Origin of the sequence: Buttiauxella sp. A111 (genome assembly GCF_014189855.1) — a bacterium.
GTDB lineage: Bacteria > Pseudomonadota > Gammaproteobacteria > Enterobacterales > Enterobacteriaceae > Buttiauxella > Buttiauxella selenatireducens.
The window spans coordinates 289,219-304,299 of record NZ_BJFN01000006.1; the positions used below are offsets into that span (position 1 = coordinate 289,219).

At 50.7% G+C, this 15,081-nt stretch carries 14 protein-coding genes; 12 read left to right on the forward strand and 2 right to left on the reverse strand.

Going from position 1 to position 15,081, the window contains the following annotated elements:
* Positions 1-2 precede the first annotated feature (2 nt).
* The gene (mdcH, locus tag BSPA111_RS18490) at positions 3-911 is read left to right on the forward strand and encodes a malonate decarboxylase subunit epsilon (protein WP_183272604.1); all 909 of its coding nucleotides are present in this window, start codon (positions 3-5) and stop codon (positions 909-911) included.
* Here the strand turns inward: mdcH and BSPA111_RS18495 are convergent.
* On the reverse strand, positions 895-1,833 hold the full coding sequence (locus tag BSPA111_RS18495; protein ID WP_183272605.1) for a LysR family transcriptional regulator: 939 nt from the start codon (positions 1,831-1,833) through the stop codon (positions 895-897). The two genes, mdcH and BSPA111_RS18495, sit on opposite strands and share 17 nt — an antisense overlap.
* Before the next feature lie 273 nt (positions 1,834-2,106).
* On the opposite strand from BSPA111_RS18495, the gene BSPA111_RS18500 reads away from it, so the two are divergent.
* Genes BSPA111_RS18500 through BSPA111_RS18510 form a run of 3 tightly spaced genes read left to right on the forward strand, consistent with a single transcriptional unit; the run spans position 2,107 to position 5,030 of the window.
* On the forward strand, positions 2,107-3,120 hold the full coding sequence (locus BSPA111_RS18500) for a TRAP transporter substrate-binding protein (RefSeq protein ID WP_221200571.1): 1,014 nt from the start codon (positions 2,107-2,109) through the stop codon (positions 3,118-3,120).
* A 47-nt stretch (positions 3,121-3,167) separates the two neighbouring features.
* The gene (locus BSPA111_RS18505; protein ID WP_183272606.1) at positions 3,168-3,710 is read left to right on the forward strand and encodes a TRAP transporter small permease; all 543 of its coding nucleotides are present in this window, start codon (positions 3,168-3,170) and stop codon (positions 3,708-3,710) included.
* Between the two features lie 12 nt (positions 3,711-3,722).
* Positions 3,723-5,030: a TRAP transporter large permease gene (locus BSPA111_RS18510; protein WP_183272607.1), complete on the forward strand. Its 1,308-nt coding sequence runs from the start codon at positions 3,723-3,725 to the stop codon at positions 5,028-5,030.
* 72 nt (positions 5,031-5,102) lie between these two features.
* Here BSPA111_RS18510 and BSPA111_RS18515 read toward each other — a convergent pair whose 3' ends face one another.
* Complete coding sequence (locus BSPA111_RS18515) at positions 5,103-8,423, reverse strand: autotransporter outer membrane beta-barrel domain-containing protein (protein ID WP_183272608.1); 3,321 nt, start codon at positions 8,421-8,423, stop codon at positions 5,103-5,105.
* 1,054 nt (positions 8,424-9,477) lie between these two features.
* On the opposite strand from BSPA111_RS18515, the gene BSPA111_RS18520 reads away from it, so the two are divergent.
* The 8 genes from BSPA111_RS18520 (at position 9,478) to BSPA111_RS18555 (ending at position 15,048) form a co-directional block, all read left to right on the forward strand.
* Positions 9,478-9,795, forward strand: a complete 318-nt coding sequence (locus BSPA111_RS18520) for a glycine dehydrogenase (protein ID WP_183272609.1) — start codon at positions 9,478-9,480, stop codon at positions 9,793-9,795.
* Positions 9,796-9,812: 17 nt separating this feature from the next.
* Positions 9,813-10,175 carry an SFCGS family glycine-rich protein gene (locus BSPA111_RS18525; protein WP_183272610.1) on the forward strand — a complete coding sequence of 121 codons (363 nt, stop codon included), beginning with the start codon at positions 9,813-9,815 and terminating at the stop codon, positions 10,173-10,175.
* A 2-nt stretch (positions 10,176-10,177) separates the two neighbouring features.
* Positions 10,178-10,474, forward strand: coding sequence for a DUF4312 family protein (locus BSPA111_RS18530; protein WP_183272611.1), 297 nt, complete (start codon positions 10,178-10,180; stop codon positions 10,472-10,474).
* Positions 10,475-10,630: 156 nt separating this feature from the next.
* Positions 10,631-11,407 carry a DUF4311 domain-containing protein gene (locus tag BSPA111_RS18535; protein ID WP_183272612.1) on the forward strand — a complete coding sequence of 259 codons (777 nt, stop codon included), beginning with the start codon at positions 10,631-10,633 and terminating at the stop codon, positions 11,405-11,407.
* 13 nt (positions 11,408-11,420) lie between these two features.
* Positions 11,421-12,062 (forward strand): DUF4310 family protein, encoded by a 642-nt coding sequence (locus tag BSPA111_RS18540; protein WP_183272613.1) that lies wholly within the window; start codon positions 11,421-11,423, stop codon positions 12,060-12,062.
* A gap of 13 nt (positions 12,063-12,075) precedes the next feature.
* Positions 12,076-13,209, forward strand: coding sequence for an amidohydrolase/deacetylase family metallohydrolase (locus BSPA111_RS18545; protein WP_183272614.1), 1,134 nt, complete (start codon positions 12,076-12,078; stop codon positions 13,207-13,209).
* Positions 13,193-14,311, forward strand: a complete 1,119-nt coding sequence (locus tag BSPA111_RS18550; protein WP_183272615.1) for a DgaE family pyridoxal phosphate-dependent ammonia lyase — start codon at positions 13,193-13,195, stop codon at positions 14,309-14,311. The genes BSPA111_RS18545 and BSPA111_RS18550 overlap by 17 nt, the downstream gene beginning before the upstream one ends.
* Positions 14,308-15,048, forward strand: coding sequence for a KDGP aldolase family protein (locus BSPA111_RS18555; protein WP_183272616.1), 741 nt, complete (start codon positions 14,308-14,310; stop codon positions 15,046-15,048). The genes BSPA111_RS18550 and BSPA111_RS18555 overlap by 4 nt, the downstream gene beginning before the upstream one ends.
* Positions 15,049-15,081 lie beyond the last annotated feature (33 nt).

Here is a 15,081-nt window from a genome sequence, read left to right on the forward strand (position 1 = left end):
ACATGAAAATTCTGTTCACTTTCCCCGGGCAGGGAACCCAACGTGCTGGCATGTTGCAACAGTTACCGCAGAATGGCGGTATTTTGTCACGTGTTCGTGCCGTTTTGGGCGATGAAACGGATTCGCTCGATACGCCAGACGCGCTGAAACACACCCGCGCGGTTCAGCTTTGTTTGTTGATTGCAGGCGTTGCGGCAGCAATTGAACTTGAGCGTCATGATGTTGTGCCGGATATGGTCTGCGGTTTGTCCATCGGCGCATTTCCCGCAGCGGTTGTCGCGGGGGCTTTAAGCTTTGAAGACGCGCTGCGCTTAGTCGCACTGCGTGGCGATTTAATGGAACAGGCTTACCCGCAAGGCTATGGTTTAACAGCGATTACCGGCTTGCAGTTAAGTCAGGTGGAAGCGCTGGTGAAAGGCAGCGGAACGTACATCGCCAATATCAACGCCGAGCAGCAAATCGTGATCGCCGGGCGTGACGAAGCGATGGCAAACGTCGCGCAACAGGCGTTGGCAACTGGAGCGCAAAAGGTAAAACAGCTGGCGGTCAGCGTGCCGTCGCACTGCGAGTTACTGCGCGAACCGGCTTTAAAACTGCAACAGGCATTTAGCGAAGTCACGCTAACGCGCCCTAACTGCACGTATCTTAGCGGCAGCACCGCGCGCGTGGCCTGGCAGCCGGAGCACATTGCCGAAGATTTGGCGCTGAATATGTCGCGTACGGTTCGCTGGCGTGATGCGATGATTGCCGCCAATGAACGCGATGTGCGTCTGGCAATCGAAATGCCGCCAGGTAGCGTATTGACGGGCCTGACGCGTCAGGCATTCCGCGAAGGCGACATGCTATGCGCCGAACAAAATAGCATCACGCTGATTAAGCGCCTGGCCGAGCGCGTTAAAGCGGCTCGTTAGGCGTATCGCTAAACGAACGGGCGTACATGCGCCCTTCGGCGGCGAGTGCCAATAAGTTCGGGTCGAGTTCGCGGCTACGGGCAAACACTATCGCGATGGACTGTTGCATTTGATACGGTTCGGCGAGCTTCAGTAGTTGCACGGAATTTTCATACACTTTCTTCATGCGCCCCGGCATTAGCGACAATCCCACTCCCGCCTGTACCAGACTGAGCATGGAGAAAATATCGTTCACTCGCGTGACAATTTCTGGCTCAAAACCGGCGATATGAAAGGCCTCCTGAAAACCTTTGTAAGTCGCAAACCCTTCGGCTAACGAAACAAACTTCTCATCAGAATAATCACGCAAATCTGCCAGCGTGCTGTTATCAAGCGGGAATGAGGAGGAGGCGGCGAGGAAGATATCGTCGTGAAAAAGCGGCAGCACTTCCAGGCGGTTACGGTCGATTTCACTTTCGGAGATAGAGATAAGAATGGCATCCAGCACGCCGTCTTCAAGCATATTGAGCAGCGTTTGGTTGGAACCCATGGTGAGATCCATTTCCAGTTCCGGGCGACGCAGTTTCATCCCCATTATCAGGCGTGGGACGGTTTCGAGCGTCAATGAGTAGAGCGTGCCGATACGCAGTCGGCCTTGCCCAACCCCTGCAGCCTGGCGGGTTTCTGTAATACCCCGTGCCATCAGTTCTACCACTTCTTTGCTGTGTTCAAGCAGCGTTAATGCCGCGGGCAGCGGCACCAGATTGCGACCTTTATGGATAAATAATGGGCAGCGAACACCTTCTTCAAGGGTATGCAATGCGCGATGGACGCTGACACCGCTGATCCCAAGCGCCTCAGCAGTACGGGCGATGTTTCCCTTTTCCATAAAAGACATGAATATTTCAAGCTTACGGAAGGTAATTTCTGCGTCTATTTTCATTGATTGCCCGAATGCCTGGCTCTACATATTTTCTATAAAGTATCCTAAAACCACACTTTCTTCACTGACTCATCCCCGCCTTGTTGTTTTTCAATACAAAAATCGCCTGTTTTTTGCGCTAAATGGGGCGTGATTTTGCGATCTTAATTACAAAATGAATCAAAATTTCTTTTTTAGTGAAATATAGTTTCAATATCCAATCATTCAGTGAGTAAATACCTCCGAATTGAACTAGTTCCGCAATGAAACTATGGATAATAGGGAGTATTAGGGATGCTGCATTTGAAAGATGTTATGCCAAAAATTTCGCTCGTTGCTACCGCTGTTGCCGCAACGATTTTGCTGAGTGGATGTGGCGAGGACGCTGCTCCATCAGGCACTGTTATGTTGAAAACCGCATTTAACCAATCTGAAAATAACCCACAATACAAAGCGTTAATCTCCTTCAGCGATAAACTGGAAGCGGCAACGAATGGCCGATACAAACTCGAAATCCACCCTAACGAACTGTTAGGCGATCAACGCGCTTCACTGGAACTGGTTCAATCTGGTGCGATTCAAATGGCGGTAGTAGCGAACCCACTGGTCGAAAACTTCAATAAGAACTTCTCGGTTCTGGCGATGCCGTATGTCTACGACAACCCTGAGCACCAGCGCAAAGTGTTCACTTCTGGTGTGCTGGATAGCCTGTTTGCGTCCACGAAAGGTACGGGTTTTGAAGTGATAACCGCATATACCGCAGGCGCGCGTAGCGTTTACACCAAAGGTGCTGCAGTCACCAGCCCGGCAGACATGAACGGTAAAAAAATCCGTGTCATGCAGTCTGACACGATGATCAAAATGCTCAGTTGCATGGGGGGGACGGGCGTACCAATGGGCCAGGGTGAAGTTTATTCCGCTATTCAGCAAGGTGTTCTGGATGGCGCTGAAAACAACGAAATTACCTACGCTGACCTCAAGCAATACGAAGTGGCTCCCTATTTCTCTAATACCCGTCACGTGATGGTGGCTGACCTGTTAGTCGCAAACGAAACCTTCCTTGCCAAAATGGACGAAAGCGACCGCGAATTGTTCCGCAAATTAGCCAAAGAGAGTACTCAGACTCAATTCGAGCTTTGGGATAAAGCGCTTGATGGCGCTCGTCAGACCGCGAAAGACAATGGTGCAACCTTTACCGAAGTGGATATCAAGCCATTCCAGGAGCGTTGCAAACCCTTGCAGGCTGCGATGTTGACCACCCCTGAACAAAAAGCGTTATACGAAAAAATCCGTGAGTTGGCCAAGTAATCAGGCTTAGAAGTTAGGGGGCAGGAATGCCCCCCGTGGAGATAAAAATGAAAGCTGCTCAATCTGCTCCTTCAATTGCCGTGCCCAAATCGGGTTTTTATTCGCAGGTCACGCGAGTCAAACTGGCCGTTGATAAAGTGGCGTCCTCTCTGTGTATTCTGATTGTAGGTTTAATGACTTTGCTGGTGACCTGGCAGGTTGCTTCCCGTTACTTATTGAATAGCCCAAGTGCGGTCAGCGAAGTGCTGGCGCGCTATTTGTTTATCTGGCTGGTACTGATTGGTGGGGCCTATGTTTTTGGTCTGCGTGAGCATATGGCGATTACGTTTATGCGCGATAAAATGCCACGTAACTTACGTATTTCAATGGAAATCTTGGGTGAGCTTGCCACTTCTGTCTTTGCATTTTTGGTTCTGACAATCGGTGGTTACATCGGTATGAGCCGCCAGATGGCACAGCTTGATTCCGCGTTACAAATTCCTATCGGCATTATCTACATTGCGATCCCGTTAAGCGGTGCAATGACGCTGTTCTACTGCCTGTATAACCAATATGGGCTGTTCAGAAAGTTTTCTTCAAAACAAGATTGATTAGGTGTCGACATGGATATAGCCATTATTGTTGCTCTGGTAATGTTTTGCGGCGTGTTTATTTTGCTGATGGCGGGAACGCCAATTAGTATCAGTATTGGGATTTCATCCTTTGCTGCGATGTGTCTTATTTTACCTTTCGATGGTGCCATTCTCACATCCGCGCAGCGTGTGTTTGTTGGCCTGGACTCCTTTGCATTATTAGCCATCCCCTTCTTTATTCTGGCCGGTAATTTAATGAACAATGGCGGGATAGCCATTCGTTTAATTAACTGCGCAAAAATGATCAGTAATTTCCTGCCGGGCCCATTAGCGCAGACCAACGTGGTCGCCAACATGCTATTTGGTTCCATCAGTGGATCAGGCGTGGCATCTGCGGCAGCCGTCGGCGGCATCATGTCGCCCATTCAGAAAAAAGAGCAGTACGATCCTGCGTTTAGTGCCGCGGTTAACATTGCCTCTGCGCCAACGGGAATGCTTATTCCACCGAGCAACTCACTGATTGTTTATGCAACGGTGGCGGGCAGTGTTTCTATTTCCGCGCTGTTTATGGCCGGTTATATCCCAGGTATCCTGTGGGGTTTAGGCGTGATGTTGGTGGCGGGCTTTATTGCTAAACGCCGTGGTTATGTTGCGGATCGCTCGGCGAATAAAGGCCAGACGCTTCGTATTCTGTTTGATGCCGTACCAAGCCTGATGATGATTGTCGTGGTTATCGGCGGTATTCTCGGTGGCGTATTTACCGCAACGGAAGCCTCAGCCATTGCGGTGGTTTATTCCCTGGTGCTGGGCATTATTTATCGCAATATTAAAGTAGAAGATTTGCCGCAGATATTCCTCGCGACGGCGAAAATGACCGCTATCGTTATTTTCATGCTGGCTGCGTCGTCTATTATGTCGTGGGTGATGGCATTTACTAAAATCCCGGCACTGATTGCCTCCGGTTTACTTTCTGCAACCGATAGCTTTATAGTCATTCTGCTCATAATGAATGTGGTATTGCTGCTGGTAGGGACCTTTATGGACCCAACGCCTGCGGTGTTAATTTTCACCCCAATCTTCCTGCCAATCTGCATGCAGTTCGGTATGGACCCGGTGCAGTTTGGCATCATGATGGTGTTTAACTTGTCACTCGGCACGATTACGCCGCCGGTGGGGCCAATCTTATTTACCGGCTGTAAAGTGGGGGATATTAAGATTGAGCGGGTGATCAAACCGCTGTTGCCATTCTTCGCGGTGATTGCGGTGGTTCTGATGCTGGTGACGTATTTACCGGCTATCTCCATGGCGTTGCCACAGAGTATGGGTCTGGTGAAATAAAGAAAAACGAGCGAGGTATCCCTCGCTCGTTTTTTCAGGTTGCTTACAGCATTTGGATGCCGCTTACTTCGGTCAGAAGCTGTACTTCACCCCAACCATAGCGGACGAATCGCTGTAACCTTTATCGCCCACCTGAACACCCACGTTGCCCCACAGATTCAGATGTGGATTCAACTGGCCCTCAACACCAGTTTTGATTTCCCCGATATTGCGCGCACCGCTTTGATAAACACTGGCACCGTCCATCCGTGTGCCAAAGTCATTGGTGTTGTGGATCCAGTTAGCTTCTACGAAAGGCTGGAAGATGCGGTTTTTACCGTCATCAATTTTGCTGTGTCCTTTCAGGTAGGTACGCACACCCAGACGAGTCTGGATATTACCGTCACCTCCACCGCTGACACGGGTTCCGTTGCTTTCACGTTGGTCGTCTGCCTTGACACCCATCCAGATTGCCTGTGCCTGAGGCTGGATAAACCATTCATTCGTAGAACCCTGGCTACCAATAAACTCACCCAGTTTGTGGGTGTAGCCTAGTTCCAACGAGGCGGTTACACCGCTTGATTTATAGGACTCGCCCTGGATGTTCTGACCTTTCACATGGTTGTTAAACCAGCCGTATTGTGCCCAGCTGTCCAGGTAAGTGCCCTGATGTGTTTCGTCATTTTCATACCATGTGGCGTAAAGACCCGCGCTGTAACCATCCACCGAACCTTCAGAGTGATATCCGGTGATATTGGAGTGGCTATTACTGCGGTTGTTACCGTAACCGGCCATTGCCCCCAGATGCCAGCGTTGCAGACCGTCGTTGCTCCACTGTGCGAGATCGCCACCCAGTTGCACGACATAGCGATTGCTTTGGGTGCTGATCTGTCCGCTGCTATCTTTCCAGCGGTTATGCCCACCCACCTGACGTAACCACAGGCTGGTGACTTTCTTCTTGCCGGTAAGCGCGTCGGTATACTGTGTTTCACCCAGACGGTCATGCAGTCGGGTAACAAACATGGTATTGGCTGCCGCGAGGTTGGCGGTATAACTGGCAGATTCAGGGCGAACGGTCGGTTTGCCTTGATTATCCGGTTCAGGGTTAGGTTCTGGCGTTGGTGGAGTTTCCGGATCTTCCGGGTCGACAGGACCTACCGGAGGCTCTGGCGGTACAATGATGTCAGGTGGCGTTGGTGGCTCCGTTGTATCCAGGCTTGTCAGGAACCAGTCGGACCCTTTTTTCACCAGGCTGTAATCATAAGCGCCAGCAACAATACGCCCTGATTTAGTGAAAGTACCGTCTGACTGACCGTTCACTTCCACAACGCGGATCCCTTCAACGGTGCTGGCTCCGCCACCACCGGCATTGTTGATCTGCATGAAGGTGTTGCCGCTGGTATTGCCGTTGACCACGAGCTTATCGGTTACCGAAGTGTCATCACCCAGAACCGTGTTCATCTGCAATGTCCCGTCCTGGCCATTCCAGTTATTAACGGTCAGCGTGTGACCGCTGGTCATTGGCAATGTGGACGGCGCTGCATAACGGATGGTCCCGGCGAGGTTAACGTCACCGGTCAGGGAATCCGCCGTCATGTTCCAGGAACTGGTTTTATCGATGTTCACATCCGTTGGGTCAATCCAGCCAGTCAGGTTTGCACCGTTTTGCAGAGACAACGTCGTGTTGTCTTTGCCAATGATATTACTGACCAGTTGTGCGCCGCCGTTTGTGCCATCCAGCACTAACTCACCGCCGTCGATATGGGTGTCGCCCGTCCAGGCTGTTTTGCCGGTCAGCGTCAGAGAACCGTCGCCAGCCTTGGTCAGGCTACCTTTGGCTGTGCCATCGATAATATCGCCGTCATAGCTGGAATCATCTGCGGCCGTTGCATTATTAGCGGTCAGCGTTGCACCGTTAAGTTGGACTTCACCACCGGTCCCACCCAGTCGGTTCACCCACTGGTTATTCCCGTTCAGGTCAAATACACCGCCATTGATGTTCACCGCTTTACTGCTGGCAATACTGTCAACGATGTCGGTACGCAATGTGCCTGCGTTGACCACCGTTTCGCCAGTGTAGCTATTAGCGGATTGTAAAGCTGTGGTGCCCGCGCCTTGCTGAGTGAGCGTGCCCGTACCGGAAATAACGCCACCGAGAGTGGTTTCCGCTGGGTTGTTGATAACAAACGCGCTGTTATTGGTAATATCGCCCACGAGTGAGCCCGCAGTACTACCATCGCCAAGTTGCAAGGTGCCACCGCTGATGGTCGTTCCACCGGTGTAGATGTTTGCGCCAGTCAGCACGGTGGTGCCATTTAAGTTTGTCACTGAACCCTGGCCCGTCACGATGGGGGAGAAAAGGTAATTTCCCGACGTGTCAGAGTGGTTAAAGACCAGGGCAGTCGTGTCGTTCAGTAAGTTAACTTTGGCCGTTTCCAGAATTCCCGGTGCAGCTGCAGGCTCCCCGTCTTTCGCGCCGATATAAATCGTACTGGCGTCACCCGCGACATTAATGGCTTTTCCTGCCACCACACGGCCCCCATCGGCAACCGTCAGGGTTCCCGTACTTGAAGCGATGTTGGAATCTTTAGAGGTATAGCCGATGGTGAGGGTGCGGTTTGACCCAATATCCCATGTTGAGCCCGTCCCACTGACAAGAGCGTGGCCGACAGACCCGTCTTCAGTTGCAATTCCGCCGCCGGCGCTGTTGACTGTGCCGCCTGAGGTAATGTTCATAACGCCTGAGCCGTGGCGACCCACATGTAATGGACCATCAGTAATCGTCCAGTTTGAATCGTTGCCACTGACGTTTACTGTACCGCTGGCCCCGTGGCTATCGCCAACATAAGAGGCTGATGTAGAAGTCACTTTGCCTGCGTTGCTGATGTTAAGCGCCCCGGTGCCGTTAGTTCCGACGGTGATTCCCGAGCTTTGATCCGCATTAACAAATAAGTGTGAATCGGCACCGTCGACGTTAACGACGCCATTGCTACCGTTGTTTTGCCCGATATTAATAAACATGGCGTACGCTTCGCCGCCGTTCTTAATATCCAGCGTGCCATCGCCCCCGCCGCCCACTGCCGTGGTGCCACGGCCAGACGGGTCGTTTGAGGTGGTGACGCTGTCGTACCAGGTGCCACCATCAATAGTCAGCGTCCCTTTATCACCACGGCCATAACCCAGGACTGAACCCGTATCAAAGGCGGGATCTTGTCCTGAAACGACTGACTCGTTTTGTTTAATGGTGAGAGAGCCGGTTCCGCCGTTACCGATATATAAGGCTGTGGGGTCTGAAGGCAGGTCTGCAACCCTGTGCGAGTCATTGATCGTTTCGGCACGTGCAGTGGTACACAGCGAGGCGACAATAAATAAACCTAGTCCTTCGCGGGATACCGCTTTATAAATATATTTCATACGTTTTATTATCTCGGAGCCTATTATTATCGTACTAATTATCTGGGGATCCATTCCCATGATATTGGTAACGGCAAATTCATTATCTGGTTATATGAAGACGAACAGGAGCAAGCATCCAATGATGCAGTCTGCCTATTTTCCATACAACTCGTTGCCCGCTAATATATCATTTCTGGCAAAGTGGGTGAGATGGGGTGATTATTATTAATGACCACTAAGTGTAATCATTAAATTGCACATATAAAAACAGAGTGAATTTTTATCTATTAGCATCTATGTCTTCAAAAGAAACGCTATAAAAAGCCACAAAATTATTTAATGGTGTTTTTGATTTAATTAATTGATTTTAAATGTTTTTATTGCTTTGTGGTGCGTGTGTTTATAAGAGGTTTTATGACGAATTATGAAACCGTTTTTCTTACAAGTATTGAATGCATCTTAATTAATTACGCGACAATAAGTGGAATCAATTATTTACACAATTGGAGTCGTGTTTCCTGATAATTATTTAATTAAAGTGTTCTGATTTTTCCAGTTAATAACCGTTTTGAAAAACATTAGTTTTAGTGTGGTATGATTAATTAACTAAAATAATTAGTCGATGAAATAGACAAAACGATTATTATTGTCGTTTATTTGGGCAGTTAAAGTCGGACTGGTTATTTAATCATCCTTTGCTTGCCTGATATTCAAGAATTGATTCTCATTTAACCCTTTACAGCAATGTCGCATTGCGAACCGCGCTGATCCCTTTTCTCACCATCCACCTGTTATAAGTCTTTCCAATATTTTCTCAAAAACAGCCCTCACATCACAATTTTGCTCAAAAAATATCACTGTGACTGATGAGTATTTCCTCATTAATCCGTGAGTGTTATCACATTAAACTGGCGATTTATCATGAATCGGCCACTTTTTGTGAGACATATCACTATTGAAGCCACGATTTCCACTTCGAAGTGGAAAACAACTCGCTACAAAGCTTTAACACCTCCCGATACCTTAAAAGCCTAATAGCGAAGAGGTACGTAGTGTGAATAGCGGAGCGGTAATGGTTAATGAAGCCGGGAGTACCGAGGTTACACAGCTTACAGAACGGGTGCTGGCGTTTATCTATACGCTGCTCAACAACAGAAACATCACGCCCAATGCGGTGCAAGAACAGATGCTGACTTCCCATGTTCGTGCCATGGCGCATCGGTCACTGACCGGCGAACCGTTGCCAGAAGTTGAAGAGAGTCTGTTTGAGGAAATCTCTGCTGACTCGCTGGATATGGCGAAAGCAGTGGTGGGACAGTTTGGCAATTTACCGGTTGAAGAAGCGTGGTTGTTGTCAGTGCATTTTGAAGTCGCGAAAGACAATCTTTGAATAATCAGGAGATAACAATGGAACAAATTACCGTAGTAATTGGCGACCGCCTGGGTAAAGGCCAGAAAGTGGCTGCAGGGATTGAAAAAGCGGGTGGCCGGGCAGTGGTTATTCCTGGTGTTGCCGCTGATATGAAACTGGGCGACGTGATGAAAGCAGAAAATGCCACCTTTGGTATTTCATTCTGCGGTAGCGGTGGTGCGGGTGCCATTACCGCGCAGACCAAACACGGCTACAAAGCCAAGTACGGCATGCGTTCAGTGGAAGAAGGCGTTACCGCAATCAATGAAGGCAACAATGTACTGGGCTTCGGCTTTATGGATAAAGAAGAGTTGGGCGAGCGCCTGGTTCTGGCCTGGGCCAAGAAGCACGGTAAGTGAGTATGAAAGAACACTTCTCAGAAACGGTGAGAGTGAAAGGGCGTGGCGATACTAAAGCCAAAGCCTTTGCTGACGCCCTGAATCATGTTCAGGGCTCGGTTATGAAATCGTCTCCCCATATTTTACTGCGTATTGAGCCACAGGATGTGCAGGTCATTCAGGCGCGAGTCCAGGTAAAGAAAGAGGCATTTTTGTTCTTCTTTCTCAAGCGCGAAAAGCAAATGTTCAGCGTGGAGTTGGATGTTAGCGTCAATGTTACCGCCATCAATATGGACAAAGTGGACTTTATTACATCCTAGCCCGTCATCCTTCGAGCCGCAGGTGCGTTGTCTGCACTCGCTTACCCCAGTCACTTACTTAAGTAAGCTCCCGGGGATAAACGAGCTTGTCGCCTTCCTGCAACTCAAATGATTTAGGGCATACATATCAATGTAAGAAGGAAGAAGGACAGACTGATGTTCTTAATAATACTAATAAAATCACTCATAATCGGGGGGCTCGTCGGCGTAGGTGTTGGCGCCGGGGCTGCACGTATGTTTCACGCGCCAACCACTCAAGGTATGGGTGCTTTTCGTACATTAGGTGAACTTAACTCCTGCGAAGGAGATCCCGCTTCACACTTCTCATTCGGATTAGGCTTCTTCTTCAACGCCTGGGCATCTTCAGTTGCGGCGGGTGCTTTTACTCAGGACGTTGACCATCGCATTATCCCAAACTGGGGTGCTGCCGCGTTGATGGTGAAAAACCGCAACGTCGCTGAAACCCTGCATGACCCGAAAAAAATGGCAATCGCGTGCGGCCTCATCGGCATGATTGTGGTCGCTTTCCTTAACTCCACCGCTTCTGCCGTTCCAGCAGCATTACAGGTCACGGCGGTAAAAGTCCTTGTTCCTGCGGCTAACTTGCTGGTTAACACCGTGATGCCGGTTATTTTCTGGCTGGCGGCGATTGATGCAGGTAAGAAATCAGGCTTCTGGGCCACGATTTTCGGTGGCTGCGCGCAATTGATTATGGGCAACGCCGTTCCGGGCCTGGTACTGGGTATCCTGATTGGTAAAGGCGTGGAAGAGAGCGGTTGGAACCACGTCACCAAAGTGATGATGGCTGCGATTGTGGCGCTGTTTGTGCTGAGCGGATTCTTCCGTGGCTTCGATATGAAGATGATTGAATCCTTCCATCTGACCGTGCCGAACTGGCTCGATCTGATCCACAGCTCGCTCAGCGGCAAATAACAGGAGCCTCGACATGGAACAAAATAAAGGTTTTTGGTATGCCGACTGGTCGTTCCCGATCTTCGTTGGCCTGCTTTCATCCGGCGTGTTCGCCGGAACGCACATGTACTACCTGTACGGCATCGGCGCATTTAACGAAGTGGCCTTCGTGGCCATGCTGAAAGCGGGCATCGACACCGGTGTTTACGGCGCGGTGGCAGCGTTCGGCGCAAGCTTCCTGTTCGCCCGTATCATCGAAGGTTCACTGGTCGGGATCCTGGATATCGGCGGTGCGATTCAAACCGGTGTCGGGCTGGGTGTTCCGGCGTTACTGCTGGGTGCAGGTATTATTTTCCCGGTAGCGAACTTCGCAGCATCGCTGGCGACGGGGTTGGTGATTGGCCTGGCCATTGGCTACCTGATCATTCTGGCGCGTAAATTCACTATCAACCAGAGCGATTCGACGTACGGCGCTGACGTGATGATGGGCGCGGGTAACGCTTCCGGTCGCTTCCTTGGGCCGTTGATCATCCTGAGCGCGATGACCGCTTCTATCCCGATTGGTATTGGCTCCCTGATTGGTTCGCTGCTGTTTTACCTGTGGAACAAACCGATTACGGGTGGCGCAATTCTGGGTGCGATGATCCTTGGGGCATTCTTCCCGATCGCTTTATAGACAGGAGAAAACCATGTTCGACTTGATCCTGCGCCAGGCTCGCCTGGTGGACGATACGGTTATCGACATCGCGCTCAAGGGCGGCAAAATTGCCGCACTGGGCGAGGTTATCGGCGATGCACATGAAGAGCGGCAACTGAACGGCGAGTTCTACGTCAGCGCGGGCTGGATTGATTCTCACGTTCACTGCTACCAAAAATCCCCTATTTATCATGATGAACCCGATAGCATCGGCATTCATACAGGGGTGACGACAGTTATTGACGCCGGAAGTACCGGTGCTGACGATATTGACGAGTTTTACGCGCTGACGCGCAAAGCCGCGACGGACGTTTATGCATTGCTGAACATCTCCCGCGTGGGGCTTATTGCGCAAAACGAACTGTCGGATATGGCGAATATCGACAAAGTTGCCGTGCGCGATGCCGTGCAACGGCACCCGGGTTTTATCGTCGGTATCAAAGCGCGCATGAGCAGTAGCGTCGTCGGTGCCAACGGCATTAAACCGCTGGAGCGAGCGAAAGAAATCCAGCGTGAAAATGGCGATTTGCCGTTGATGGTTCACATTGGTAATAACCCGCCTGATCTCGATGAAATTGCCGATTTACTGACGAGTGGAGACATTATTACCCACTGCTATAACGGCAAGCCCAACCGCATCCTGACACCTGCGGGTGAACTGCGGGCTTCGATTTCTAAAGCGATTGCGCGGGGTGTGCGCCTCGATGTGGGTCACGGCACGGCAAGCTTTAGCTTTGAGGTGGCGAAAATCGCTATCAGCAAAGGCATTTTGCCGCACACCATCAGCTCCGATATTTATTGTCGCAACCGCATTAACGGCCCGGTGCATAGCCTCGGGATGGTGATGTCTAAATTCCTTTCTATTGGCATGTCTGTTCCGCAAGTTATTGATTGTGTTACCGCTCATGCCGCCGAAGACCTGCGCCTTGCAAACAAAGGGCGTTTGTCTGTGGGTCTGGATGGCGACTTAACTATTTTTGCCTTACGCCGCCAGCCGACGGTATTTACCGACTCAGAAAGTCAGACTCTCCAGGGCGAACAGTTACTGGTTGCACTCGCTGCGGTTCGTGCCGGGAAGTGGTTTGCTACCGAACAAGGAAAAGAAGAACATGCCTTCCATCTATGAAAAATACAATTTAAAACAAGTCATTAACGCATCTGGCCGCATGACAGCGCTGGGCGTTTCTACTCCGCGTGCTGAAGTGGTTGAAGCCGTTGCCACCGGCATGAATCATTACTTTGAAATGAAAGACCTGGTGAACAAAACTGGGGAATACATCGCAAAATTGCTCGATGTTGAAGCGGCGACCGTGGTGTCTTGCGCCTCAGCGGGTATCGCTCAATCTGTGGCGGCGGTGTTAGTCAAAGATAACGCCTGGCTGATTGAAAATCTGCATGGTACACCGCTTGAAAACAACGAAATTGTGCTGCCAAAAGGCCACAACGTGAACTTCGGCGCGCCAGTCAGCACCATGGTTTATCTCGGCGGCGGTAAACCGGTTGAAGCCGGTTACGCCAACGAATGCTCTGCCGATCAACTGGCTGCGGCTATTTCCCCACGCACTGCCGCCATTTTGTATATCAAATCGCACCACTCGGTTCAGAAAAGTATGCTCAGCGTTGAGCAGGCAGCCGTCGTGGCGCGCAAACATAACCTGCCATTAATTGTTGATGCGGCGGCGGAAGAAGATTTGCAATGTTACTACCGTGCCGGTGCGGATCTGGTGATTTACAGCGGTGGTAAAGCGATTGAAGGGCCAACCAGCGGCCTGGTGATTGGCAAAGAGCAGTATGTCGAGTGGGTGAAGTTGCAAACCAACGGCATTGGCCGTGCCATGAAAGTCGGCAAAGAAGGCATTCTTGGTCTGACGTGCGCCATCGAGCACTATTTGACGGCAGCAAAAGAAACGGGTGCTCAAATGTCGGAAAAAATGACGCCGTTTATCGATAACCTCAATACCCTTGATGGGATCAGCGCCCGCGTGGTGTGGGATGCCGCTGGCCGCGACATCGCCCGCACTGAAATCAAGTTCGACGAAGCGGTGATTGGTACCAGCACGGTGGAATTAGTGAGTGCGCTCAAACAAGGTGAATACGCGATTTTCTTCCGTGGCTACAAGGCTAACGAAGGGATTATTGAAGCCGATGTGCGCAGCGTGAGCCCACAACAGCTAGAGATTATCTATCACTGCATTAAAGCATTGGTCAGCAAGGAGAAACAGGCATGAAATTGACCCCGAACTTTTATCGTGACCGTGTCTGCCTGAACGTGCTGGCGGGCTCGAAAGAGAACGCGAAAGAGATTTATCAGGCGGCAGAAGGTCATGTGCTGGTCGGTGTGCTTTCCAAAAACTACCCGGACGTTGCCAGTGCCGTAGCCGATATGCGCGAGTATGCGGCGTTGATTGAAAATGCCCTTTCTGTGGGCCTGGGTGCGGGTGACCCGAACCAGTCAGCCATGGTCAGTGAAATCTCCCGCCAGGTGCAGCCGCAACATGTCAATCAGGTGTTTACCGGCGTGGCGACATCGCGAACACTGCTTGGGCAAAGCGAAAGCGTGGTCAACGGCCTGGTTTCGCCAACCGGAAGAGTAGGCTGGGTAAAAATCTCTACAGGCCCGCTGAGTTCTGGCGCACCGGATGGGGTTGTACCTGTCGAAACGGCGATTAGCATGTTGAAAGATATGGGTGGCAGCTCCATCAAATACTTCCCGATGGGCGGGCTTGAGTGCCGTGAAGAGTTTGAAGCGGTTGCACGTGCTTGTGCGAAACACGATTTCTGGCTCGAACCGACCGGTGGCATCGATCTCGACAACTACGAAGAGATCCTCAAGATTGCTCTGGACGCGGGCGTGAGCAAAATCATTCCGCATATTTACAGCTCGATTATTGATAAAGCCAGCGGTAACACCCGTCCGGAAGATGTGCGTACGCTACTGGAAATGACGAAGAAGTTGGTGGGCTAATCCCAAAAGCGGCTTAATGATCGTAAGGTGGAT